Below are 23,591 nucleotides of genomic sequence, written 5' to 3' on the forward strand. Positions count from 1 at the left end.
AGGTGAAGTCTGCCCTTTTTTAAGTCTTTACCGATAGGCAGAAAGAGCAAATGTGGTTATTGTAACTACTGCGGCAATTTCTTCGATTCATTCATGAGTGATTACATTGCCGTGAATAATTCAGGATTAGTCAGAAAGGAACGAAAAATGAAAACAAAGGACATGAAAACAGAAATCGTTGTAACCATGGAGCAGACAGCCGCTATCCGATCAAGTTTCAATGTGACTGCCAAAGAGTTGGAAAGGATAACATTAACACAGCAGCTCCCTGATTGGATCATGGAGGCAATGATCGAAAAGATCGAAACAATGGAGCCGTCTGAACGTGATTTGGATTACTGTGTACAGGACGAAGATGAAAGGATACTTGTAAAGTGGAACTAAGAAGTGCAGGGGATTACGATATGATAATTGTTCATGTGAGTTTTGATCTTGTGGACAATTTCGTCTCCAGGGTTCCAGAACAACGTGTAGTAGAAGAACTCAAAAAATCGAAAGAAATGAGGGAGATGGATGTACGGAAATAGCTTTTGGGACACGGTATCCGGGCAGCAGCTTGCAGCAAACATTAATAAGCTTGTCGAAAAGGCATGCCGGAAAACTGTTCAGAAAACCTTCCGCTTTGATACAGCTACAGATATGGTAAATGCGATATTACTTATGGTTGAAGACGGCTGGAGGTATGTAGGCACGATTGATATGTCAAAAGACGCTGCACATGCGCGGCGGACGGGTGAGAATCCTCATCTTGCCAGTTACCTTCTGATTATGGAAAGAGAAGAGTAATCACTCTATGGGAAAAGGGCCAGAAATGGTCCTTTTTTCACGCTTAAATACCTTCCAAATTTAAGACCAACCTATTCATCATATTAATGCTGAATTCAAAAAAAGGAGGAAGCACATATGAGCAAAATGACATTAGAGGAAGCAAAAAGGCGTGCCGATTACAGTTTTCAGCTGAACGGCATGGATGGTATTATTGACCAAATCCGCAGAAAACAGTTGGAAGGGTTTGGCAGGGATACTTGCAGTCAGATGATTGGGGCTGCTGTTATGGAAATCGGATATGTTGATATTGAGGTGAATATCTTCTCCAAAGCGCAGGTTACGGAAGGAGATGACACAAAAGATGACATGACTCCGGTGATCGACTATTTTGTCTGCGTAAAAAACATCCATGAAGAATGGGTGAGTGATGGTTACCTTGAGTACACGCCTAAGGTTGACTGGGATTCTGACAACTGGATTGCACATCTCGAACGGGATATGTTTGAAGCGCTTGATTCGTATGTTGACAAAAAACACTACAGTTACGGAAGACCGAACTCATCATGGCTGGAGGAACTCGCGGTTATTGGAACAAAGGGGGTGGCAATATGAAACAGCACCCTCTCATTATTGATGGTTTTGCTGGAGGCGGCGGTGCATCTGTCGGCATTGAAATGGCACTTGGACGCCCGGTCGATATCGCAATTAACCATGACCCGGACGCGATCCTGATGCACCAAACGAATCATCCAGAAACGTTGCATCTGACAGAGGATATCTTCAAGGTAAATCTCCAAAAATACGTGAAAAACCGGCCGGTGGCGCTTGCCTGGATGAGCCCGGACTGCACCAGCCACTCTAAGGCAAAGGGTGGGAAGCCGCGTGAGCATGGATTAAGGATCCTTCCATGGGCTGTATACAAACACGCAAAAGCAATCCTTCCAGAAGTAATCATCATGGAAAATGTGGAGGAAATCCAACAGTGGGGGCCGCTGGATGCCAATGGGTTTCCAATCCCGGAACGGAAAGGGGAAGATTACCGAAAATTTATGACAGCAATGAAATCCCTTGGTTATATCAGTGAATCCCGAGAACTTGTTGCAGCAGACTATGGAGCTCCGACAACGCGAAAGCGGTGGTACGCAATCTTCCGGCGCGATGGGCTTGATATTGTATGGCCGAAGCCTACGCATAGCAAAGATGGCCGTGATGGACTGAAGCCGTGGGAACCGATCTGGAAATACCTTGATTTCTCAGATTTAGGGAAATCTATTTTCGGACGGAAAAAGCCACTTGCTGAGAAAACAATGAACCGGATCGCACGGGGACTTGAAAAATTTGTATTCAATAACCCGGAACCGTTTTTAGTGCAGGTTAATCATGGAGGAGACAACTTCAGAGGACAGAGTATCCATACTCCACTGCCTACTATCACGCAGAAGCATGGATATGGAATCGTGTCCCCGGTTCTGGCTCCATATATTGACAAAGCCTACGGAGGTAACTACGCCGGGGCGGGGAGCAGCATAGCAGAACCAATCCATACCCTCACAACAGTAGACCACAACCGTCTTATTACCCCGATCATGATCCAATATCATTCGGAAACATCGCAAAATGGGGTAAGAGGGCAGCAGGTGACAGTTCCGATCCAGACAATTGATACCAGCAACCGATATGCCCTTGTGTCTGCATTCCTGACAAAATTTTACAAGTCTGGGTGTGGCCAGAAACTGACGGAACCGATCCATACGATAACAACCAGCCCTGGACATTTTGGGCTTGTATCTGTACTCGCTGTCGAGTGGAACGAACTCGTAAAAGCAGGCGTTGATGAAGAAATAGCACAGAAATGTACTTGGGTGAGCAATTTCATCATGGAGTATTATGGATGCGGTACCGGCCAGAGTGTAAAGGATCCGTTGCATACGATCGTTACAAAAGACCGGTTCGCCCTGATTACGATCCTTGGAAATGAATATGCACTCCTTGATATCTATCTGAGGATGCTTACGGCCGAAGAACTGAAACTGGGGCAGGGATTCCCGAGAGATTATATTATCGACCGAGATTACCGCTGGAGGAAATATCCTGTTTCCAAACAGGTCGCCCGGATCGGGAACAGTGTGGTGCCTATCATGGCCGAGCAGCTTGTGCTGGCAAACTGCCCATATCTGAAAGTGGGAGAGCGGCAGCCTGCAATGCAGGTAAGCGCTGAAGCAGATGGCCAGTTGATGTTTGCATAGGCAGATGAACTGGGAAGACATGCGGAAGAAATACCCGGAATGCAGAGATGAAATGCCAGAGGAAAGAGAAAAAGCATTTGTAGGAGATTGCTACCGGCTCTATGAAAAAGAAGGCTTCAATAAAAAGTTTTGGAGCAATGGAGGAGACTTTAAACAATATCATGGAAAAGCATTTTCTGTAATAGGCCGGACACCGATTTACGACGGAAACAACCGAGGCGCGGATTTAGAATGCCTGCCTATGTGGCAGATCCGCTTTGAGGATGGGACGGAAATATCTGCTTATCCTGATGAGGTCATCCCAAGTGAGATGAAAGATGCCGGCTGTCCTACAAAATATTTTGCTTAATGATGAAAGCGCCATTATTAATGGCGCTTTTGACATGTTCACAGGCGAGTGCTATCATGAAACGAGTAACAAAGAAATGCGAAAAAAGCAAAGGAGAGGAAACGAAAAATGTCAAAAGAGCGCTATGCGACAGGAGAGCATTTCGAATCTGGAGTGAAAGGGGTAACATGGGACGAAGGCAAGAAAAAATGGATTGTCATAGTTAATTACAGAGGAAAGCAATACAAAATTATGCAGTCCTCAGATAAAGATGAAGCGATCCAGACGATGGAAGCCGCTGACTCCTTTATACTTGCATGTATCAATACACTCAAAGAAAAATATTCAGGAAATTCCACAAAAAAGTGACGCCCTGCCTTTTGACAGGACGGCAAATAGCATTGCAGAATCTTCGAAAAAACGGAATATAATTATCAGTATTTAATTTGCCAAAAATGAGCTGTCAATTCCTAAGGGCATGTTGTATTGGTGACCCCTTTGGATCAGGCTGTAAAGCTTAAAACTCATCAATTCCGGCGGTACATATAAGGTACTGCAGAAATCAAAATAGTCAAGATCCGGGTTTTGGGATAATCCCTCAACTGCCTGGTCTGATATTAGCAGATCAGCAGCAAAAAGATTGGCCTGATATTCCGTCTTGTCTACCATGTTGTATAACTGCGAGTCAGACATAGGGGCAATCCTGAGTTGTGATCTGTGAAGGGTAATATGTCCCAGTTCATGGGCAGCAACAATCCTTTTCTCGTATTCGGAAAGGGCGCTGTTGAACATGACATAAATTGTCTGACAGCTCAAGAAACAATAGCCTTTCAGCCTTTTGTAACGTGATGATTCCCCCAGGATCACATGGAGCCCTTCTAATATTTCAATCGGATCTCTGGTTTGGAACCGTCTGGCCAGTTTTTCCGTCGTATTATGTATCGTATCAATTGTCATAGCGGTCACTCCCACAAAATTTCTATTCATAGCGTGCAGGTTTAGGTGTCCTATAAAAAGCACAGCTTAAATTGCTGAATCCTATTCCTGTAAATACTTTTTCGGCGTGAACTTTTTCGCCCTTCTTTTCGAGTCCAGATAGAGCAGCTGTATCTCGTCCATAAATGCCGCTTTGTCCTCATCTGACAGGTCTCCGCCGGCGAACATGGCCGCCGCCTGCTCCAGGATCTGCTGCGCCTGTTTTACCCCTCGGGATCCATACTGTTCTGAAACATCGGTTACAAAGGACTCCGTATCTGTCATCAAATAGGCCATGTCACACTCCAACGTATTGGCTAATTTCTGATACTGGCCGCGCTGTTTTGGGTACCGCCCCTCGATTTCCCACCCCCGGATGGTCCGCAGGGACACACCGAGAATATCTGCCAGCTGGGACTGGCTCATTTTTTTCTTTTTTCTTAAATTTTTGATTTTTTCACCGAACGTCATCACAAATACCCCATTTCTGAACTGTATCGTTATCCTACATATCTGCCCAAAGGGAAGAGGAGGAAACAGCCTGCCTTTTCCTGATCTTGCCTCTTGACAACAGGAAATTAATTGCCTATAATCAACCAAAAAGACGCATAACTTTCCTATAGGATAACTGATGTTGCCTGTTTTGTCAATGAAAGCAGACAAAAATTTCCGCTTTTTTGAATATGTGGGAATTGTTTGGCTTCGAAAAATGGTTGTTATCCAGAAAATACGCCGTTAAGAGAAGGAGAGGATGATATATGGCTACCCAGAGATATTATATTTGTATTGATCTGAAATCCTTTTATGCTTCTGTGGAATGTGCTGAGAGAGGGCTGGATCCTTTTAAAACCAACCTGGTAGTAGCAGATCCTACACGGTCAAAATCAACCATATGCCTTGCCATTACTCCGGCGATGAAAAAGCTGGGGATCAAAAACCGCTGTCGGATCCACGAAATCCCGGAAGGTGTAAAGTATATTACAGCTATGCCACGGATGCAGCTGTACCTGGATTACTCGGCGCGTATATACGGCATCTACCTGAAATATGTTTCAAAAGATGACATTCATGTCTACAGTGTGGATGAGTGCTTTCTGGATGTAACAGAATACCTGCATCTCTACGCTATGAACCCAAGGGAACTGGCCGTGGAACTGATGCGGGCTGTGATGGAAGAAACCGGAATAACGGCGACAGCTGGGATTGGGACTAATTTGTATCTTGCGAAGGTGGCAATGGATATCGTAGCAAAGCATGTGGATGATCATATTGGGATCCTGGATGAGATCTCTTATCGTGAAAAGTTATGGGATCATCAACCCCTCAGCGACTTCTGGATGATCGGTTCCAGGACAGAAAAGAAACTGGCCGGTTATGGGATCCATACAATGGGAGACATTGCACTTGCTTCGATGTCATCGGAAAATTTACTTTATAAATTGTTCGGGATCGACGCAGAACTATTAATAGACCATGCCTGGGGATGTGAAACCTGCAGGATGAGTGATATTAAGAATTACCGGCCCCAAGGGCATAGCCTGACGAATGGGCAGGTGCTAATGAGAAACTACCGGTTTGAAGAGGCTCTTGTTGTAGCAAAAGAAATGACAGATGTCCTGGTGCTGGATATGGTTGAGAAGGGGGTTGCCTCTGACTCTGTGACATTATGGATTGCCTACGACTACAAATACGGTGTTCCGCCATCAAAGGGGACTGTGAAATTTGATGATGCGACAAGCAGTTCCAAGCGGATCATCCGGGCTGTCGAATGCCTGTATTGGACGATCACTGACAGGCATACGGGGATCCGGAGGATAGAGATCTGTGCAAATAGTATTGTCCCGGAGAGCTATACGCAATATAACCTTTTTGCAGATCCAAATGAAACAGAAAAGGAAAAGAGCCTGCAAAAGGCAATCTTGGAAGTGAAGCATCGTTATGGGAAAAATGCAATTATGCGGGGCAGCAACCTGCTGAAGTGCTCGACTTATATTGAGCGGAATAACCAGATCGGCGGGCATCGTGCTTAATGGGAGAGTGACAGTTATGAAAGAAGCATATCAGAAGATCCTGTACCTGCCCAGGCCGAGATCAAACAGATATCCAATGGCGGTTGAGCGCCGCGCGAAGCAGTTCGCCCCTTTTGCCGCTTTGAAGGGCTTCGAAAGCAAAATACAGGAAAAAGAGGTAATATACCGGGGAAGAAAAATACTGCCTGATGACAAGAGGGAAGAATTGGACAGAATATATCGCGCACTAAGGGAGGGGATGGCGATTGCAGTTGAATACTTTTCCGCAAATCCATATTGGCCGGATGAAGGCCAATATAAAACAACGGAAGGGAAAGTCCAGAGTATTACTGAGGCCTTCATCCAAGTAAACGATAGAGATATTAAGCTTTCTGACATTTCAAATATTGTATTTACAGACAAAAAATTGGACTAACAGCACCACCTGTTAGTCCGACTTATGCAAAGAACCTGTTTATGTTCCGAGTCCCTGATTTATACATTGAATTATATACCGAAGGTTAAAGCAATTCAAGTTTTTTCGACAACGAACCACATAATTTTCACGATTCTTCCTGACATATTGTCTGGATGTCTCACTGGGAACCAAAAAGGGGCTGTCGCACTATTCAAATGCTTTTTGATGCGGCAGCCTCCTTTTTAAGAAATTCGGGCGAGAATTCTCGGTTACTTGTATCCGAGTAGTTCACGTAAACAGGTGATTGCTGTTGATCATATCTCTCGCGGATCCGGATCCGTTTCAGTAGGAATCCGTGGATCCAGCTCACAATTCATGGGGATGTGAGCTTACCCATATTATAAATGCAGGAAAATGATCAGCCCCCCATTAGTGAAATTTTCCCTGCAAGCAATTGCCCGCAGCTGGCTCATCAAATGGCCAGGCGGAGCACATTGACATATTATAGAAACGGGGTTCTTCCTTTTTTCATAAGATCCTTAAAATATACCCGCCGTTCCCGTTTCCGGCGGGAAATAAAATATTCGGCTAAGCAGCATATGCTTAGCTTTTTTGTGCTAAGAATCGAAATCCCTCTTTTTCCTCAATTTTTGTCTGAAATCGAAAAAAGGAGGAATTAAAGATGCAAATCATTTATGACAATGGGACACAAAAAAGGTGTATTGACGTGGGACATCTTTATAAGGAAGTAGCAGAAATGTTATCCCATGAAGATATTTCTTCGCCTACGAGTGTAAAGGTTCAGGAGGCTGGAAATCCGTTTCATATGGTTGATTATCAGATATCTGAACGGTCCGGTACAAGGTTCATCACTGAACTTTGCAATACGATGCCTGAAGAATATCAGGAACAGGTACATTCTGTTTTCCTGACTTGCGTGAATCCGCAAACAAATGCATATAAGTTTTACCGGCTTGATCCGAAAAATGGCGGTGTCCGTGCGACCTATGGCCGTATGGGGACAGAAAAGGGGAAACTATTCGGGGCCAGGTCGTTTGATTATCCGCTGTCCATGTTTTGGGTAAAGTACTACGAAAAACTTTCCAAAGGATATGTTGACCGATCCGATATTTACCTGACAGGAGAAGAAAAAGCTCAAAGGAAAGACTGCAAGAGAGCGAAACCGGCAGCAAGAAATAATAGGAATGCTGCTTCCGTGCTTTTCGCAAAACTAAAGGAGCTTGCTGAGCATGCTGTTAAAGAGGCAAAGGTAAAAGTTCCGGTAACGCCGGCAATCCTGGACGAGGCAAAGCGGCTGCTCGGGAATATGCGTAATGCGCAAACTCTTGATGAGTTCAATGGTTCTTTGCTGGAATTGATCTCCGTATTGCAGCGTCCGGTGAAAACCGGGGACGGAACAGGCGTAAGGTCCATCATGGCAGACGATAAATCCCAATTCGCCGATATCATCCAACGTGAAGATGACCTGATCCAGGCTATGGAAGGTGTCCTGTCTGATGCGGACTGTGCGGAAGATACAGAGCAGGATAACGCTTTCCTGAAGATGGGAATTGAGGTTTACGAAGCAACACCGGAACAGGAACAAGAGGTCATGAACCATTTAAGCAATACGCTGCGCCATAAAGTTAGTAAAATATACCGCGTGATTCCTCGCGAACAGGAGAAAAAGTTCCAGGCATACCTTAAAAAAAACCAGATTAAAAAAGTGAAACAATACTGGCATGGATCCAGGAACCAGAACTGGCTCAGCATTATAGTTAATTCTTTAAAGCTGAACCCGGATGCGATTATCACCGGAAAAATGTTTGGCAATGGCATTTACTTTGCCCCATCCCCGGACAAGTCATGGAATTATACATCTTTCCATGGGACAACATGGGCGAGGGGCAGGAGCAATACTGGCTATATGGGTTTGTACGCAGTCGCTTATGGCGAGCCGGAAGATATTCAGTCATGGGAAGTGACAGATTATGAAGCTATGGTAAAAAGGAAGGGCAAGAACTGTCTGCATGCGCATAAAGGTGCTTCCCTTCGGGCAGACGAGATTGTTTTTTATGATGAGGATGCAGTTGTCCTGAACTATATTGTTGAGTTCCATTAATTGCAAAGATGAGAATATCAAAAAATGCGTCTGATTGTGGTCAGGCGCGTTTTTGTACCGTCTTCGATCCAAAGCCTGGGCTTTCCTGTGGCCCTGAAGCCCGTTTGCAACCTAAGAATGTATCTTTTGTCCCGTGATTGGCTGGAGCTGCATCCCCGGATCCGGATCCGCCGATGGGAATGATCTTTTTTCTTTTTTTCCACTTTCGATTTGTATTTAGGAAAAAAGGAGGAACAAAAATTGAAGGTAAAAAGAGTATCGAATGTCATGTGGCCTTACATCAGGGATGTCATGATCCGCGATTCGCTTGACTACTCAGCAAGGACCGGCACTGATGACACGGTTTCCCTTATGATCCCTGGAATCAGCAACCGGAGGTTTTCAGAATTGCTCGAAGATGCCAAATGTGAGAAGCAGCGGAAGGAAACAGAAAGCGAAATTCCGGTATATTCCTACCGGACTCTCAAGGACAAAAAGAAACGTGACCGTATGTTTCGGCTGAACGGAAAGCGATGCTTCCATGTATTACGCGATGATGCGTGTAAATGCATAAGGGAAAGACTGATTTAATAGAATATGGAGGGTGTAAACATGACATCTTATGAGATGAAACGAACGGATATGGTAAAAAGGATTCCTGCATATATTGAAGACGGATTTGCTGACTCTGGATGCTTCGGGCATCTTTTTGACCGGCACATCAATAAAAGTGATGCAGATATGATGCGACGCTGCGCCAGGAAGAAGGAGAACGTTTCCTCTTTTATTGGCAATGAATCCGACATTGTGGGTGCCGTGAAAGATGTACTCAGGAAAAATGCAGAGGAAATTGCAGAATGGATGGCTGACGATACGGACCAGGATGACTGGAGCGTATACGGAAACATCAAAGATTATCCGATCCAGGGGAAAATTTTCCTGTATAATGGGAAACATAACTGGAAAAAAGGGGCAAAAAATTGCAGCGAATTCGTGATTGCCCTGTCAAAATCAGGGGACGGAAACCCAGGGCTTTTCCGAATCCGTTCATGTTATCCGATTCTCTGACCAGGAAAAGCTGTGCTTTATGCGCAGCTTTTTCGTCCTCAAAAAACAATGAAGAGCGATTGTGCTATAATGGGAACAACAGAATTATAAAAAGATCGGAGGAGAAAAGAAATGTTATACAACTCACATGGGAAGCAGGAATTTTTAATTCATGTATTAAAGCGGGACAATATCGCGTATTCGCTGGCAGATGACGGTACATTCGACCTGCCGGATACTGTCAATCTTGACGAGCTGGCCGAAGATGCTGCATGCGAAGAACAGCGGCAGACTACGGTCGCCAAGGTCCCGGTTTACTCCAAAAGGACACTGGAAAATAAAGAAAAGCTGGAACGCCTCCAGGCGTTCTACGGGAAAAGGGGATTCCATGTATTACAAAAGGACCAGGATGCCTGTCGGGCGGCTGGGCTAATGTGAACTACTCGGATACAAGTAACCGAGCTTCCAATACCTTCGCTGGCGGAGCCAGCGAAGGTATCTTCTTTTATTCCTGCTTGACCGGGTGACATATTATGGCGTGACTGTAACCACGCACCCCGTAGTTCAACAGGCTAACTCCGGTGTCCCACCGGTTTTTTGCCGATATGAGGCTTTTTTATCTATGCGGATAGGGAATACTCTTGTGAACTACTCGGATACAAGTAACCGAGCTTCCAATACCTTCGCTGGCAGAGCCAGCGAAGGTATCTTCTTTTATTCCTGCTTGACCGGGTGACATATTATGGCGTGACTGTAACCACGCACCCCGTAGTTCAACAGGCTAACCCCGGTGTCCCACCGGTTTTTTGCCGATATGAGGCTTTTTTATCTATGCGGATAGGGAATCTAAATAAACCCGCATTCCTTCATTCCGAATATTGATGGCTGCCTGATGATCACGCCCCATTACGTTTCCACATTCCGGGCAGATATATTGGCGGTCAGAGAGTTTCAGCTCCTTGTATACATGGCCGCATACACTGCACTTCTTACTGGATGGGAACCATTTATCAATACGGATAATGACGCATCCATACCAACCGGCTTTATAATCCAGCATATCCGTAAACATTCCCCAGCCATTATCGCTGACGGATTTCCCGAATGACAGGGCTTTCTTGATTGCCGATAGATCCAGATCCTCGATGCAGACCAGGTCGTAGTCCGTTACCAGACGATAGGACAGTTTGTGTAAAAAATCCGCCCGCTGATGCTTGGCTTTCGCATGCAGCTTTGCGATCTTCACCAACCGCTTCTGAGAATTATTGGAATCCTTTTTCATGCGCGAAAGGCGTCTCTGTTCCCGGGCAATCCGTTTCTCGATATTCCGGTAAGGCTTCGGGTAGGATGGGATGTCCCCGTTGGAGTCAGCATACAGTTCGGGCAGGGACATATCGAGCCCGATTGCCTGAAGTTGTACTTCTGTCTTGTGTGCCGCCTTTTTCCCAACCGATTTTTTGGGGTACTCAAACACCAGGGAAAAGTACCATTTCCCGTTTGGCTCGTGCGTAACGGTGCAGCTTTTTAGCAGCCCGCCGGCTCTGATCTTCCGGTGGACACGGAGCTTAACCGGTTCTTTCACTTTTGGGAGTTTCAGCATGCAGCCTTCCAGATAAAGGTTCTCCTTTTTTGCATTTGAAAGGTTTGTCGTATAGGAATCCCTGCATACATGTTTTTTCTTGAACTGCGGATATCCTTTCTTACCCGAAAGGAAATCATTTACAGCACTGATGAACCTCATCTGCACATTGCAAAGGCATAAAGAATCCATGTCCCGAAGCCACTTGAGGCCGGGTTCTTTCTTGTATTCGGCTGGCGTTTTGATCGGGTCAGACTGCCCTTTTTCTTCATAGCTTGATTTCCAGTCGTCCAGCATCCGGTTCCACAGGAACCGTGCGGCCCCAATGTACTGCCGCAGCAGGCATTCCTGTTCCGTGTCAGGAAATCCTTCAAACCGGTATGCCACCTGTTCTACGGCGTCTGCTTTCTCTTTTCCCCTTTGTCCGGGAAACCTTTTTGGCATATGGAACATCCCCTTTATAATTGGCAGTTTTTTTGGCGTTCAATATACCGCATAATGTTTTCTTCCGACGTTGAGCCGATTGTCTCACAAAAATAGGACCCATTCCAAAGCTGCCCTTTCCACAGGGATTCCCTGATCTCCGGATACTCTTTTAGGAGCGTGTTGCCGCTGATCCCTTTCAGGTACTTTACGATCTGTGTAACCGAAAGCTTTGGCGGGGCTGACACAAAACAATGCACATGGTCATTGTCACCGACTTTACACTTCACGACAGTAAACCCTTTATCGGCGGCGATGGCATGTGTCAGCTCCTGCAGCCTGCTGCTGATCGTTGGAGTAAGCACTTTTCTACGGTATTTGACACACCATACAATATGGTAATTGATGTTATATACGCATGTTCTTGCGTGGGTATATTTATTCTCCATACAGATAGTATAGCATATTTTGTATCTGTATACACTATAAATCCAAGAAATATATGTTACATATGGTAGATGTTGATACAAAAAACGGGCTTTCATCTCGGATACAAGTAACCGAGAATTCTCGCCCGAATTTCTTAAACATATCCGACAGGGCAGCGGTCTGTTGCGTCAACCGGAGGTGTCATGACCCGTCTATCGTAGTACCCATTTCTGGAAACTGAGTCTGGTGAACCATTTAGCAGAATCCACTGACCTTTACGGTCTGTGGTAGTTCACAAACCTACCAGCGGAAAAGTGCAGTCAGAGTGCTGTGAGAAAAGTGCAAAGCTGGTCCTGCATTGTTTCAGCCCCTTTATCCTGGACAGCCACATCTGTGATCGCTTTTTTGTAGGGATTGTAGTTTCCAAAGCGGCTGCGCAGACTTTTACATTGGCTAAGCTTACAGAATGCGGAATTTAAAGTGGCTTTTACTTCCCGGATTGGGATCCCGGTCAGGTCAGAGATTTTATCATATGGGAGTTCCTTCTTCCCGGCGTAATTGATACGCAGTTGGATCAGGGTCAGTTCTTCCGGGGTAACTTCTTTTGCCAGCGCTTCATACAAAATGTTTTCTGCTTCCGCGCGTTCGGCTTCCTCCTCCGGAGTAAGGGCGTGGGAGTGGAGCGTATATGCTTCATCCACATTTGCGAGCTTCGCATTTGTAGCATATACGACAGTCGCCTTGATTACCTTCTCTGACAGCCCCGTCCTGGCAGCGATCATGTCAATGCTGTAAGGAATGCCCATAGTCTTGAATTCGCTGACAGCTGTGTTGATTCTACGCATATTATTTGCATCATATTGTTTCAAGTTTACCTTATAATCCCGGATATATTTTGCAATCTTCTCCCTAAAATACCTCACGTAATAGGTGGTCGGTGTTGATTCCTCCGGATTATATTCCGGAAGTTTCTCGAAAAAGATAAGGGCAAGATCCTGCTTCACGTCTTCCCGTTCCTCCCGGGATGAAAATTTTCCCATCATCCGATTGATTTCCTTTACCGCAAACCTGCTGATGCTGTTCCATAAATGCATCTTTATCATATTAATTCGTTCCATATCAGGCGGATCCTGTTTCTCCAGAACCCGTAGAACATTCAGCAGATCACGGAACATGACCTGTTCCTTTGTAAGTTTCTTTGTATTGTTTTCCTTCCTGTTTTCTTCCATGCGCCAGACCCTCCCGTTGACTGTTTCCTGCTTACAGAACAATTATAATACTGAATCTCTCAAAAAACAAACATATGTTCTCTTTTTTGTAAATTTTGTGAAAAATAAACAAACATATGTTTGCTTTTTGGGATGATTGCTCTTTCGGAATACTTATATCAGGCATTTTGCTCAACGATCGGAAGTTCCCATATTATATGGAGCCATAAATATATCATCCTGTCGGGAACAGGACAGGGAAGAACGAGGAGTGATGCCAATTGAAAAGAACTGCCATCATCTTATTACTGAGCGTGATACTGTCCGGCAATGTGGTTCATGCCGCAGATGGCTTTGAAAGATGGGATGAGGAAACGAAGAGAAATGCATGGGATGTTTATGTTGTCACGGAGTGGACCAAATTAGGGAATCGGCTGATGTTTGGCCGCGTATCTGGGGAAATCCATGCGGATGTTTCTGCTGCAGCACGGAATTATGAGACACTTGTTATTGAGGTGTTGGAATCCATGGATGGCGGAGTCTATGACAGCAAAGATTATGTAGAATTAATGCTTGCGATTTTGGATGTAATTGGAAATCCAAGCGATTATTCAGATCCGTACCAGATCAACCGATGGTTTAATCCGGAACGTGAAACGAACCAGGAGGATTCCATACGGTACGTTGCCCAAAGGTTGTTCGCGGCGGAGAGCGCATATTTTGATGCTTATGGAGAAGTGTCCCCCTATACGAATAACGGTGCGCTTCAGTCTGTGATCCAAGGGATAATGTATGGGACGCAGTATACCAGGGAGAACCAGGAATATACACAGGAAAGCTCGCAGAGCTGGTACGATGCTCACCATCAGGAATATATTGATTCCGGTGTAGAGAAGGATCCGTTCTTTGCCAAAAAAGTGAGTGATCTCTATACGACGGTGGGAGTCACTGGATCCTATAATGGGACGGTTACAGAGGAAATGCAGCGGATTGTTGATATTGCCTCCAGCCATGGCGTATCCGGGACCAGCGGCATGTGTGCAGAATGGGTTACAAGAGTGTACCAGGCAGCGGGCGCATCCACTATTCCGTGGGGAAATGCAATTGATATGTGGAATCAGTACAGCAGCACGGGGAGTACAAGTATGAGCAATATCCCGCCAGGGGCGATTGTCTGTGGCAGTGGGGTGGGAGCTGACGGGGCACAATACGGGCATGTCGGTATCTACATTGGAAATGGACAGGTAGCAAGCCAGAATGATGTGTATGAAATTGAAACCCTTGAGCAATGGTGTTCCTGGCAGACTGCAAACTGTCAGGGCCATGTAGGCTGGATAGGATGGGTTTATCCGGGCGGTGTCCCTGAATGATCTGGCTTCCTGTCTGACACGGTAAACTGACAAGCATCGTGCAAAGTATCATAAATCCCTTTCTTTTTCAGGTTTTCCTGCGGATCCGGATCCGCAGGAAATTTCTTTTGTTTTCAAAAAAGCGCCTTAATCACCGATCCATTTCCTTCTGTGGGGAGTCTTCGAGAAGGGCGGAAAGCTCAGCTGCTTTATCAGGATCCGTTTCCCTCATGGCCTTAATAGACTCCTGAAGCCTGAGCGTGGCTTGCAGGTCATGTAAGATTTCAGGATAATCCTTACCGGATAAGTTTTCAAGTGTTTTCACCAATTCCCCGAGCTGTTCTTTTTTTTGTTCCAAGTCCAGGACCTGCTTCTGTGTTTTCTGAACAAGCTGGTCCATATCCCGTTTCGCGTTTTTCCATTCTTCGGAAATTGCATTCCTCTGTGAGATCCTTTCCTGGTCCATCCTCCTTTGAAATTGGGTGTATTCCGTATCCCGTTTCTTTTTTGCCGATGCCTGGAGTGTCTGGATATCCTCATATACCCTTTCACGGTACGCGAAAGCGGATTCCCCGGGCAGGGCTTCGGGGACTTTCATCGCACGGTTGAGATCCGCGTAAAACTTTTTGATGTCCCGGTGCCTTGCGGAAGATCCCTTCAGCCCTCTTTTCAAGGCAAATTCGGCCATATCTTCAGCATACGAATTCTGCAACTCTGTCATCTTCCTTGCCCCATTTGTATAGGCACTGGCATTTAAATGCCCTTGTTCGTCTATTGGGACGACGATCGCATGGCAGTGTACATTTCCCGGCTCGTCAGCATGGTATACAACACTTGCGATATTGTTCTTCCCGTCGCCAGCCTTGTTAAACTCTTTCTTCAGCCATTCTACATTCTTTTTCTGCCACGCATCCAGGTCAATGTGCTCCCTGTCCTCCCTGGAAAATGTCATTACAACTTCATATGCGAGGACCTGCCCTTTGCGCACCCTGTGGTTTGCATAATAGGGTAGCTGGGCGATGCGATCCCTGTAAAAATCAGCGAATGGTACCTGATTCCCGTACAGCACTTTATTCAGGTCCGCTTTTGACGGGTCGGCATTATCGACACTGACTTTTCTGTTATTGTGGTTATCTTTGGAACTGAGCGTTCCTAAATCATGGATCTTCTCTGTTGTGACAAAACAGTATCCCAATTTCCTCACCTCCTGCAAAAATATGACAAAAAAGACAAAAAAACAATTTCAAAATGAAGTTCCCGTAATAAGTTATACGGGAAGCGAAAATACAAGAAATTACCCCCGTCTGCAAAAAGAGGAAACAAAAGGAAAAAGAGGGGTGAAATTATGTAACCTGTTGCCTGCAAAATAACGGAAAAGAAATGGGAACGGAAGGATGATCCAAACCAATTATGTGTGAGGCAGTATTGTTGTCAGATAGGAATGGGCATAGGACGGGGCTGCGGAATGCCGGATTGGCTGGAAGTGTGTGCCATGGCTGAAATGCAAGGAGGCTTTGCGTGGAAATGTGGGAAAGACCGGAAATAAGGAGGGGAGCGTAGAGAATAAGCATTGTAAGAATGAAAATCTTTAGCAAGCGGCTGGCTAAGGGCAGAAAGGCGTCGGGCTTATTGTCACGCACACAAGTGGAATCGAATACAGGTGGGCTATATAAGTTAGGAAGGAACCAAGTATAGATGGATTAGAAAGAGGAATGTAGAACCGTGTATATATGGATCCTGAAATCGGGAAAAAGAACCGTATATATATGGATCATGATTGCGCAATAAAGAACCAAATAAAGATGGTTAAACAAGCGGCTGTAGCTGTCTGTGTATGGGCCTGTAAGATAGATGGGAACCGTCTATACATGGATACGGAGATGCACAAATCGAACCAACTATATGTGGTTTTCGGTGAGATACAGAACCGTGTATATATGGATACTAATGTGATACAGAACCGTATATATATGGTTACACATTTTCCTGACAGTGCGCAGGGTGAGAGGATCATGGAGGCGCAAAATGGCCATGTGAATGGGCTGCTGCCGCTTGTGCGGTTATTGATGTATGATGGGTGGCCTGCTGCCGCTGACATATTGTATATGGGAATGGGCCTGCCGCCTGTACGCGAGGAATGTCCGGGTGGGGCCGAATATATAAGGAAATATCTCTATCAAATATCCATATATAGCCGGATATAAATATACGGATGGTACAAAGCGGTTCAAAAATATCTAATTTTCTTTTCTGGAATTTCTCATTTTTTAATCGAATTCAAAAAAGGAGGAACTGCCATGATAAAAGAAAAGCTGGAGGGACAGTATAACATTGCCAATGAGGAAAGGAAGATCACGATCGCCCACAGACTGCTTCACATGAGGCTCCGAAGATTCCAGGGAGCTTACAATGACGGAGGATATCATAACTTACGGGCCATGTTGATCAACCGGGTTGAGCAGGCGTCCGACTATAAGCTCATCGTAGAGTTAGATGGCGCAGACAGGAGATCAACAGCCAAAATCTGGAACCGCGTTGATTACCTGAAAAACCATGCAGATGAAAACAGAGGTAGAAAATTTAGAGTCAGAACTTACGACAAAAGAGGTTATTTGGCGAAACAGTTTTTTTATGATGATTTCATCGACATGGCAAAGGAATACTGCAAGTTAGAAGTACCTAAAGGCGTTATCGCATTGCCTACGATGTGGGTGTGGGATCCAAGCCAGGAAGAATATGTGAGGATCCATAACTTTCCGTATAATGAGCCATCTTATGGAAAGGTTATGGCATATCTAACGCAGCGGGTGATCCCTGGAGACGAGCTCCTTCAGCAGGTTACATTACCGGATAGCTTCCACCGGGAATTAGAAGACTTTACTGAGGCTGAGCTGGCGCAGATGGCCGAATGGCTCAAACAGCAACATCATTCCATGGCAAAGGAAACTCTGGAACTGGTGAAATCAGTTCAGCAAAGACTTTAAGGCATACAGGAAACGCGTCGTATAGGAAATATGCGGCGCGTTTTTTCGGGGTGGGGGAGAATATAGCAGAAAGCTCAAACCTTTCACTGTAAAAATGACGCAAATTAAGGGACACCCTTTAGTTCATATTTACTTCGATACTTTGAAAAAAGGAGGAAAAAAGATGGCTAGAGGATTTATATTTGAAATGGCAACAGACATTAAACAGGTCGGCTTGAGTGTATTCATATTTCCCTTTAATTTTAGGCGGGCAGGCCGCCCTCAAAAATCAACATCTTACCATATTTATTATAATTCTTATGCTGACACAGGAAAAGTGAAGATATTGGGGCAAGAAACACACAATATTTTTAAGGAATTGTTTTTGGAGGTGGCATAGTTGGTAGAAGGAGAGGAGTTGCGGATAAGATGCGAGCGGGAGCGTGCAGGAGTCCAAATCCCTGAAGGATGCTTGTGGCCTGACTGCTTCCACTGCGTTTTCCCGGACTGCTTGCGGAGATTGAACGCCAGGGAGCCGGATGAGGAGGTAATCAGGGGCTTGTGCAAAGTTGGGTGGAAGTAACAGTAAATATTAGAATTTATTAAAATCGTCACAAAAAAGGGGAGAAATGACTGTGGCAAAGTTATTAGCGAAACCGTTTACGATCGAAGAGAAGCGGCAGGTGTTTGATATGTTGCAGGGAAACGTAAACAGGATCTCTGTATCAGATGATATCGAGGAGATTGTGTGCCAGTTGAATTTTGCCGTGGATAGGTTGGCTGCGGTGGCATATTCAAGAATTAAGGAGCTGACGGGAGAGGAGGAATGACATGCAGGGAACGAGGAAAAAGAAGGTAGTCTTAGAAGCATATGTGCAGACAAGTTATGAGACATATTCCCATGCCTTCCGGACGGTAGAAATTGAAATACCAGATGACGGAAAAGACTGGCATGTGTGCGGAGAAATGGAGGAGACCTGACATGAAGGTATTTGAAATTAGTGTAAGCGAAGAAGATGTTGAAGCAATCAAGTTGTCAGAAAAAGTGCTTATGAAATGCGGCAGCGATACAATCAAACTTGTCAAGGAAGATGACAATTGGATCCCCGTAAGCGATATTCTTCCGAGTGAAGGGCAGGAAGCTTGGATAACTACTAAACCAGAGAATGTCAGAAAGGGAATGTTTACTAAACATTTCGGAGCTGCGATGAAGGAAGGATTTATTTGCTCTGAGGGGCTCGTGGAGACAAATGATGTGTCTGCATGGCAGCCGTATAATGTGCCGGCTCCCTATCAGCCGGACAGCCATTAAGATAATAGCACAAAGATAGATTTATAAAGAAGACAGAGGAGGATAACAACATGTTGATACTTAGTCAGGACAAAGAAACGATCGTTAATTTCGAACAGGCCGGACAAATTTATATTGACAGCAGTTTGTGTGCAAAGGCAAGTCTATGCTGCGATACAGGTAATTTAACAACTGCAGTACTTGGCAAGTATACAGATAACAGAAGATGCCGGGAAGTACTTTTAGACATTCTTAATGCTTATGTAGAAAAATCCCCTGTTTATCAAATGCCTGATGAATGAGGGGGACGAACAAATATGGACTTTGCCTTCTACAATCTTGACTGCATGACTGGGATGAAAGAATTCCCTGACCAATATTTTGATATTGCCGTAGTTGATCCCCCTTATTTCACTGGCCCAAACAAGCGCCGGTATTATGGGAGAGCAGAAAGCAAAGAATTGGTAAAACGCCGCAACTATGATGTGATCAGCAACTGGGAGGTACCCGGGGAAGAATATTTCCGTGAATTAATGAGGGTATCGAAAAACCAGATCATTTGGGGCTGTAATTATTTCGACTACCATTTCGGTCCAGGGCGGATCATCTGGGATAAATGCAGGAGCAACACCTCTTTTTCAGACGCGGAAATTGCCTATTGTTCCCTCCACAATACCGTCAAAATATTCCGTTACATGTGGGATGGCATGATGCAGGGGAAAAGCATCGATGAGGGCTGGGTCCAAAGGGGAAATAAGAAAGCTAATGAGTATCGGATCCATCCGACCCAAAAGCCGATCGACCTTTACAGATGGATTGTACGTGAATATATAAAACCTGACTGGAAGGTGCTTGATACCCATGTGGGGAGCGCGAGCAGCCTGATCGCATACCATGAAGCCGGGCTTTGCTATGTCGGGTTTGAAATAGACGAAAATATGTATAGGAAAGCAAACAAAAGGCTGACAGAAGCAAAAAGCCAGATGAGTATTTTTGATTTCGGAGTACCAAGAAGCTGAGAAACAATAACTACCACCACATAATGTTCTCTGCAAAAAAACAAGGCATTTCCATTTGTGAGAGAATAGAAATGAGAAAAAGAGAGGAGATTTTCATATGACAAAAATTCGGATCCAATGCAGCAACTGTGGAAAAGTAGAAATAACGAGCCCCATTCCCGGGGTGCCGGATGGAATGTATTTCAGTGGTTGTCGGGCGGTTGGAGACGCTTTCTACTGTGAGGATTGCGTAAAAACATGGGCTGAACGGAATGGGGATGAATTTGACCGTCAGTACAAAGACCCGAAAGGAATGTTCGTAAAGTGGTGGAACAGGACAGTTGATACACAATGCAAGGGCAAGAAAATCAAAGCGTACCGGGTTGTAAACGGAGTGTATGTGGAGGGGTAGAAATGACACCAGAAGAAGCGATTAAAATAGCGATACACTGTTTTGGTGTACAAGCAGAGCAGGAAGTTTGCGAAGAGTGTCCAGTATACCTTGAGAGCGGGATTGCTTGCAGAGAGGTAGCCAGAGTTGCTATTTCCGCCCTCAAAGAAGTTCAGCAGTACCGGGAAATCGGAACTGTGGAACAGGTGAAGAACCAGAAAGAAAACCTCAAAATTGCATATCAGATTATCAGTGACTATGAAGCCATTGGAACAGTGGAAGAATGTAGGGAACTGGCGTCCATAGTTGAAAAAGCGGAAAGAAATGAGTTGGCAAAGATTATAGACGAATGGCTCAAATATCAAAAAATCGGAACCGTAGAAGAGTGCCGAGAAGCGGTGGAGAAGCAAGGATAATTGGTGCAGTTGGCGTTGTGTTTTGGGTAAAATGTGCAGAATGTGGAGCAGAAACACAGAATGAATTGAGTGAACAACAAGCGGCGGAGGCATGGAACAGGAGGGCAGACAATGAGTAGAATAATCCAATACACCGCAGACGATGAAGAGCCGGAATGTCGAAACTGTGATAATCAGGACGGTCAGAAGGTATGCGAAAACTGCGGGCCTGAATATGGATGGGCTGGATATATCCGGTCAGATTTTGAGGTGGATGAGAATGAGACTGATTGATGCTGATGCGATAAATTTTAACCAAGTATTTGGCGGGAATTCAGAGTTCGCGAAAGATATGAGAGATGCAGCTCAAGGATTGATCGACAGGCAACCGACAGCCTTTGACAAAGAAAAGGTGATCGAGGAATTAAAGACAGAAGGATGCATTATAGATGATGAGGCAGGAAATAGAGCGGTTGAGATTGTAGAGAAAGGCGGGATTGAGTGATGTCTGCTTGTACAATAGAATTTCCGGTCAGTGTTGGAGATATTGTGAATGTTAAAATTACTTCTCTTCCAATGGACAAACTTGATTTGGATAGATACCTGAATACGGAATATCTTCCTGCCAGAGTCATTTCACTTAGGAAAAATAGTAACACACGATATATGAAACTGTCAGTGAGAGCATATTGGCTTGAACAATGGTTTGATCCAGAGACAGGCGATGAAGAAGGATATTTTGAAAGAGAAAAGTATTTTACATTTCCAGTGTCGGCGATAGGGAGGAAAGTGTTTGTTGAAGAGAAAGGCGAGGTTAAATGAATACAGAACCTAGATTTTTATTGGACAAGGATAGTGTTTGCTTTGGATGTCCAGAGTATAAACATGTTAGTGAAACAAATATTCAAATTCATTTAGGCGATGTAGATGAAAATGGTGGCGTTTGTGATTCGTCTCAAATGTGTATTAACGGTGACTTAAATACGTTTGTTTCAAATTCTATAAAGGGTGGGATTGAATGATTGATTGGAGTAAATCGTTCACGCTCTGCGAGAATTGCATAAAAGAATTAAGTAATGCATTGCAAGAAATTATGAAAAAAGAGGGGATAGGAATGAGCAAAGTACAAATCGAAATCCCGGATGACAGATGGTTTTCAGGAGAATGGGAAATCAGACCGCAGGACAAGCAGTTGTGTGTGGTGATTCTTAATCAAGGAAGTAAGATGCCAAAAATATTTCAATATAGAGAGGACATGAATAACGATTTTTGTTTCCTTGATATTGAAAATTGTGTTGATTATTTTGAGTATGAAATAGCACCAGATGATGCTGCTTGCTATGCTGTATGGGAATGTGTTGACCGGTGGAAACCTCTCGGACTTCCGGCAGATGTGAACGATCGGATTCTGGCTGAGATTGAGAAGTGGTTTGGGGAGGATGATTGATGAATGATTTAGACCGAAGATTAATCGAGGCTGTATGCCGGAACGATTTGCAGAGTGCTAAGAAAATCGTGAAAATTATTCTGGAACAGGATAAAACACAAAAGAACAGGATGTTTGTAAACCGATATTTGACAATGTTGAATAATTCGGCAATGAACCTCATGGAGCTTCCTGCAGATTTGAAGAATCTTCTAATTATGGAAGATGTGTCGGTATCGTTCAATGAGAACCGATATTATCTTAGTAATCGTGAAAATGAAATAGTTGGAAAAATTTTGAAATTGTATAAGGCTTCACAGAGACTTGCTGAAATAGGCGTAAATTATATAAATTCTACAATCCTTTACGGAGAAAGTGGGACAGGGAAGACAACATTCGGACGTTATGTTGCCTACAAAATGGGCGTCCCATTTGCATACTTGAATTTCAGTAGGGTGGTAGACAGTTATCTTGGAAGTACGCAAAAAAACATCTCAAAAGTATTTGACCATGTGAAACAACAGAAGTGTGTCTTTATGATTGACGAGATAGACGCTATCGGTATGCGGAGGCGTGATAGTAAAGAAGTTGGAGAAATGTCGCGAATTGTTATCAGTCTTATGCAGAATTTGGACACGCTCACAAGTGATGTGGTTCTATTGGGTGCAACAAACAGGCTGGACATTATAGATGAAGCATTGCTTCGGAGATTTACAACAAAGCATGAAGTAAAAAAGCTGAATGAACAGGAACGTTACGAAATGGCAAGTAAGTTTCTGGCCGATGTGGATTTTGATTATGAGGATGAGTGGCTTGTTGGATTTTGCGAGAGAGATAACACGCAAGCTGGACTGATGAATGAACTGGTTGAGGCATTAGTCGAAAGGTATGTGGAGGATGAGTGATGAGAGAAATATTGTTCCGTGCAAAGAGGAAGAACTGGCGCGAACTGCCGAAAGAGGAATGGTGGGTTGAGGGAAATCTCGTTACCAGCGAAAGACAAGAAGGACTGGCATACATTGGATATATATTTGATGTTCATAATGGAATGATTGAAGATTTTGATATTGTTGAGGTTGACCCAGAAACCCTCTGCGAGTTCACCGGAAAAACAGACGAAAGGTAGTGTCAAGTGATCTATGAAAAACTGAGCCGAAAAAATCAGGCTCAGCAGAACCTTGAAAATTGCAGATATTGACATCGAAAAGTTCTCCGAAGGCTCAGGGCGCTGCCCTGAGAACCCGCAA

General features: G+C 44.5%; 37 protein-coding genes. 31 read left to right on the forward strand and 6 right to left on the reverse strand.

Going from position 1 to position 23,591, the window contains the following annotated elements; all coding sequences use genetic code 11:
- Positions 1-147: 147 nt before the first annotated feature.
- The 7 genes from LKD70_RS16265 (at position 148) to LKD70_RS16295 (ending at position 3,711) form a co-directional block, all read left to right on the forward strand.
- Positions 148-384 carry a hypothetical protein gene (locus LKD70_RS16265; protein ID WP_227708928.1) on the forward strand — a complete coding sequence of 79 codons (237 nt, stop codon included), beginning with the start codon at positions 148-150 and terminating at the stop codon, positions 382-384.
- Entirely contained in the window at positions 375-527 is a 153-nt protein-coding gene (locus LKD70_RS16270) for a hypothetical protein (RefSeq protein WP_227708929.1), read from the forward strand. Before LKD70_RS16265 ends, LKD70_RS16270 begins: the two co-directional genes overlap by 10 nt.
- Complete coding sequence (locus tag LKD70_RS16275) at positions 514-786, forward strand: DUF4177 domain-containing protein (RefSeq protein ID WP_227708930.1); 273 nt, start codon at positions 514-516, stop codon at positions 784-786. The genes LKD70_RS16270 and LKD70_RS16275 overlap by 14 nt, the downstream gene beginning before the upstream one ends.
- Before the next feature lie 117 nt (positions 787-903).
- On the forward strand, positions 904-1,380 hold the full coding sequence (locus tag LKD70_RS16280; RefSeq protein WP_227708931.1) for a hypothetical protein: 477 nt from the start codon (positions 904-906) through the stop codon (positions 1,378-1,380).
- Positions 1,377-3,014 (forward strand): DNA cytosine methyltransferase, encoded by a 1,638-nt coding sequence (locus tag LKD70_RS16285; RefSeq protein WP_227708932.1) that lies wholly within the window; start codon positions 1,377-1,379, stop codon positions 3,012-3,014. The genes LKD70_RS16280 and LKD70_RS16285 overlap by 4 nt, the downstream gene beginning before the upstream one ends.
- 4 nt (positions 3,015-3,018) lie before the next feature.
- Entirely contained in the window at positions 3,019-3,363 is a 345-nt protein-coding gene (locus tag LKD70_RS16290) for a hypothetical protein (RefSeq protein ID WP_227708933.1), read from the forward strand.
- Between the two features lie 108 nt (positions 3,364-3,471).
- On the forward strand, positions 3,472-3,711 hold the full coding sequence (locus LKD70_RS16295) for a hypothetical protein (RefSeq protein WP_227708934.1): 240 nt from the start codon (positions 3,472-3,474) through the stop codon (positions 3,709-3,711).
- 72 nt (positions 3,712-3,783) lie between these two features.
- Here the strand turns inward: LKD70_RS16295 and LKD70_RS16300 are convergent, their stop codons facing one another.
- On the reverse strand, positions 3,784-4,299 hold the full coding sequence (locus LKD70_RS16300; RefSeq protein WP_227708935.1) for an ImmA/IrrE family metallo-endopeptidase: 516 nt from the start codon (positions 4,297-4,299) through the stop codon (positions 3,784-3,786).
- 81 nt (positions 4,300-4,380) lie between these two features.
- Positions 4,381-4,788: a helix-turn-helix domain-containing protein gene (locus LKD70_RS16305; RefSeq protein WP_227708936.1), complete on the reverse strand. Its 408-nt coding sequence runs from the start codon at positions 4,786-4,788 to the stop codon at positions 4,381-4,383.
- A gap of 287 nt (positions 4,789-5,075) precedes the next feature.
- Here LKD70_RS16305 and LKD70_RS16310 point away from each other — a divergent pair, with 287 nt between their 5' ends.
- The 6 genes from LKD70_RS16310 to LKD70_RS16335 all read left to right on the forward strand — a co-directional run bounded on the left by LKD70_RS16310 (position 5,076) and on the right by LKD70_RS16335 (position 10,330).
- Entirely contained in the window at positions 5,076-6,347 is a 1,272-nt protein-coding gene (locus LKD70_RS16310) for a Y-family DNA polymerase (RefSeq protein ID WP_227708937.1), read from the forward strand.
- Between the two features lie 16 nt (positions 6,348-6,363).
- Positions 6,364-6,762 carry a 2'-5' RNA ligase family protein gene (locus LKD70_RS16315; protein WP_227708938.1) on the forward strand — a complete coding sequence of 133 codons (399 nt, stop codon included), beginning with the start codon at positions 6,364-6,366 and terminating at the stop codon, positions 6,760-6,762.
- A 664-nt stretch (positions 6,763-7,426) separates the two neighbouring features.
- The gene (locus LKD70_RS16320; protein ID WP_227708939.1) at positions 7,427-8,866 is read left to right on the forward strand and encodes a poly(ADP-ribose) polymerase family protein; all 1,440 of its coding nucleotides are present in this window, start codon (positions 7,427-7,429) and stop codon (positions 8,864-8,866) included.
- 240 nt (positions 8,867-9,106) lie between these two features.
- Positions 9,107-9,436 (forward strand): hypothetical protein, encoded by a 330-nt coding sequence (locus tag LKD70_RS16325; protein WP_227708940.1) that lies wholly within the window; start codon positions 9,107-9,109, stop codon positions 9,434-9,436.
- 21 nt (positions 9,437-9,457) lie between these two features.
- Entirely contained in the window at positions 9,458-9,913 is a 456-nt protein-coding gene (locus LKD70_RS16330) for an RNase A-like domain-containing protein (RefSeq protein WP_227708941.1), read from the forward strand.
- A 111-nt stretch (positions 9,914-10,024) separates the two neighbouring features.
- On the forward strand, positions 10,025-10,330 hold the full coding sequence (locus LKD70_RS16335; RefSeq protein WP_227708942.1) for a hypothetical protein: 306 nt from the start codon (positions 10,025-10,027) through the stop codon (positions 10,328-10,330).
- Between the two features lie 391 nt (positions 10,331-10,721).
- Here LKD70_RS16335 and LKD70_RS16340 read toward each other — a convergent pair whose 3' ends face one another.
- The 3 genes from LKD70_RS16340 to LKD70_RS16350 all read right to left on the reverse strand — a co-directional run bounded on the left by LKD70_RS16340 (position 10,722) and on the right by LKD70_RS16350 (position 13,552).
- A complete protein-coding gene (locus LKD70_RS16340; protein ID WP_227708943.1) occupies positions 10,722-11,915 on the reverse strand; it encodes an RNA-guided endonuclease InsQ/TnpB family protein in 1,194 nt (397 codons plus the stop codon).
- Positions 11,916-11,929: 14 nt separating this feature from the next.
- A complete protein-coding gene (gene tnpA, locus LKD70_RS16345) occupies positions 11,930-12,343 on the reverse strand; it encodes an IS200/IS605 family transposase (RefSeq protein ID WP_227708944.1) in 414 nt (137 codons plus the stop codon).
- A gap of 300 nt (positions 12,344-12,643) precedes the next feature.
- Positions 12,644-13,552: a sigma-70 family RNA polymerase sigma factor gene (locus LKD70_RS16350; protein WP_227708945.1), complete on the reverse strand. Its 909-nt coding sequence runs from the start codon at positions 13,550-13,552 to the stop codon at positions 12,644-12,646.
- Positions 13,553-13,812: 260 nt separating this feature from the next.
- Between LKD70_RS16350 and LKD70_RS16355 the strand changes: the two genes are divergently transcribed.
- Positions 13,813-14,901 carry a hypothetical protein gene (locus tag LKD70_RS16355; RefSeq protein ID WP_227708946.1) on the forward strand — a complete coding sequence of 363 codons (1,089 nt, stop codon included), beginning with the start codon at positions 13,813-13,815 and terminating at the stop codon, positions 14,899-14,901.
- A 130-nt stretch (positions 14,902-15,031) separates the two neighbouring features.
- On the opposite strand, the gene mobV is transcribed toward LKD70_RS16355, so the two are convergent.
- Positions 15,032-16,075: a MobV family relaxase gene (mobV, locus tag LKD70_RS16360; RefSeq protein WP_227708947.1), complete on the reverse strand. Its 1,044-nt coding sequence runs from the start codon at positions 16,073-16,075 to the stop codon at positions 15,032-15,034.
- A 1,102-nt stretch (positions 16,076-17,177) separates the two neighbouring features.
- On the opposite strand from mobV, the gene LKD70_RS16365 reads away from it, so the two are divergent.
- The 17 genes from LKD70_RS16365 to LKD70_RS16445 all read left to right on the forward strand — a co-directional run bounded on the left by LKD70_RS16365 (position 17,178) and on the right by LKD70_RS16445 (position 23,470).
- Complete coding sequence (locus LKD70_RS16365) at positions 17,178-17,864, forward strand: hypothetical protein (RefSeq protein WP_227708948.1); 687 nt, start codon at positions 17,178-17,180, stop codon at positions 17,862-17,864.
- Between the two features lie 163 nt (positions 17,865-18,027).
- Positions 18,028-18,243: a hypothetical protein gene (locus LKD70_RS16370; RefSeq protein ID WP_227708949.1), complete on the forward strand. Its 216-nt coding sequence runs from the start codon at positions 18,028-18,030 to the stop codon at positions 18,241-18,243.
- A 235-nt stretch (positions 18,244-18,478) separates the two neighbouring features.
- The gene (locus tag LKD70_RS16375) at positions 18,479-18,673 is read left to right on the forward strand and encodes a hypothetical protein (protein WP_227708950.1); all 195 of its coding nucleotides are present in this window, start codon (positions 18,479-18,481) and stop codon (positions 18,671-18,673) included.
- A 1-nt stretch (position 18,674) separates the two neighbouring features.
- Positions 18,675-18,824: a hypothetical protein gene (locus LKD70_RS16380; RefSeq protein ID WP_227708951.1), complete on the forward strand. Its 150-nt coding sequence runs from the start codon at positions 18,675-18,677 to the stop codon at positions 18,822-18,824.
- A gap of 1 nt (position 18,825) precedes the next feature.
- Positions 18,826-19,155, forward strand: coding sequence for a hypothetical protein (locus LKD70_RS16385; RefSeq protein ID WP_227708952.1), 330 nt, complete (start codon positions 18,826-18,828; stop codon positions 19,153-19,155).
- Positions 19,156-19,205: 50 nt separating this feature from the next.
- Complete coding sequence (locus tag LKD70_RS16390; protein ID WP_227708953.1) at positions 19,206-19,436, forward strand: hypothetical protein; 231 nt, start codon at positions 19,206-19,208, stop codon at positions 19,434-19,436.
- A 54-nt stretch (positions 19,437-19,490) separates the two neighbouring features.
- Positions 19,491-20,153 carry a DNA methyltransferase gene (locus tag LKD70_RS16395; protein WP_227708954.1) on the forward strand — a complete coding sequence of 221 codons (663 nt, stop codon included), beginning with the start codon at positions 19,491-19,493 and terminating at the stop codon, positions 20,151-20,153.
- A gap of 97 nt (positions 20,154-20,250) precedes the next feature.
- Positions 20,251-20,544, forward strand: coding sequence for a hypothetical protein (locus LKD70_RS16400; RefSeq protein WP_227708955.1), 294 nt, complete (start codon positions 20,251-20,253; stop codon positions 20,542-20,544).
- Between the two features lie 2 nt (positions 20,545-20,546).
- A complete protein-coding gene (locus tag LKD70_RS16405; RefSeq protein WP_227708956.1) occupies positions 20,547-20,939 on the forward strand; it encodes a hypothetical protein in 393 nt (130 codons plus the stop codon).
- A complete protein-coding gene (locus tag LKD70_RS18870; protein ID WP_227708957.1) occupies positions 20,873-21,058 on the forward strand; it encodes a Lar family restriction alleviation protein in 186 nt (61 codons plus the stop codon). The genes LKD70_RS16405 and LKD70_RS18870 overlap by 67 nt, the downstream gene beginning before the upstream one ends.
- Positions 21,051-21,212: a hypothetical protein gene (locus LKD70_RS16415; RefSeq protein WP_227708958.1), complete on the forward strand. Its 162-nt coding sequence runs from the start codon at positions 21,051-21,053 to the stop codon at positions 21,210-21,212. The genes LKD70_RS18870 and LKD70_RS16415 overlap by 8 nt, the downstream gene beginning before the upstream one ends.
- On the forward strand, positions 21,199-21,423 hold the full coding sequence (locus tag LKD70_RS16420; RefSeq protein ID WP_227708959.1) for a hypothetical protein: 225 nt from the start codon (positions 21,199-21,201) through the stop codon (positions 21,421-21,423). Before LKD70_RS16415 ends, LKD70_RS16420 begins: the two co-directional genes overlap by 14 nt.
- Positions 21,423-21,740 carry a hypothetical protein gene (locus LKD70_RS16425; RefSeq protein WP_227708960.1) on the forward strand — a complete coding sequence of 106 codons (318 nt, stop codon included), beginning with the start codon at positions 21,423-21,425 and terminating at the stop codon, positions 21,738-21,740. The genes LKD70_RS16420 and LKD70_RS16425 overlap by 1 nt, the downstream gene beginning before the upstream one ends.
- Complete coding sequence (locus LKD70_RS16430; protein ID WP_227708961.1) at positions 21,737-21,940, forward strand: hypothetical protein; 204 nt, start codon at positions 21,737-21,739, stop codon at positions 21,938-21,940. Before LKD70_RS16425 ends, LKD70_RS16430 begins: the two co-directional genes overlap by 4 nt.
- Positions 21,937-22,365 carry a hypothetical protein gene (locus LKD70_RS16435; protein WP_227708962.1) on the forward strand — a complete coding sequence of 143 codons (429 nt, stop codon included), beginning with the start codon at positions 21,937-21,939 and terminating at the stop codon, positions 22,363-22,365. Before LKD70_RS16430 ends, LKD70_RS16435 begins: the two co-directional genes overlap by 4 nt.
- Positions 22,365-23,249 carry an AAA family ATPase gene (locus LKD70_RS16440; protein WP_227708963.1) on the forward strand — a complete coding sequence of 295 codons (885 nt, stop codon included), beginning with the start codon at positions 22,365-22,367 and terminating at the stop codon, positions 23,247-23,249. The genes LKD70_RS16435 and LKD70_RS16440 overlap by 1 nt, the downstream gene beginning before the upstream one ends.
- Positions 23,249-23,470: a hypothetical protein gene (locus LKD70_RS16445; protein ID WP_227708964.1), complete on the forward strand. Its 222-nt coding sequence runs from the start codon at positions 23,249-23,251 to the stop codon at positions 23,468-23,470. The genes LKD70_RS16440 and LKD70_RS16445 overlap by 1 nt, the downstream gene beginning before the upstream one ends.
- The last annotated feature ends 121 nt before the right edge of the window (positions 23,471-23,591 follow it).

This window comes from Ruminococcus turbiniformis, assembly GCF_020687545.1.
GTDB lineage: Bacteria > Bacillota > Clostridia > Lachnospirales > Lachnospiraceae > Mediterraneibacter > Mediterraneibacter turbiniformis.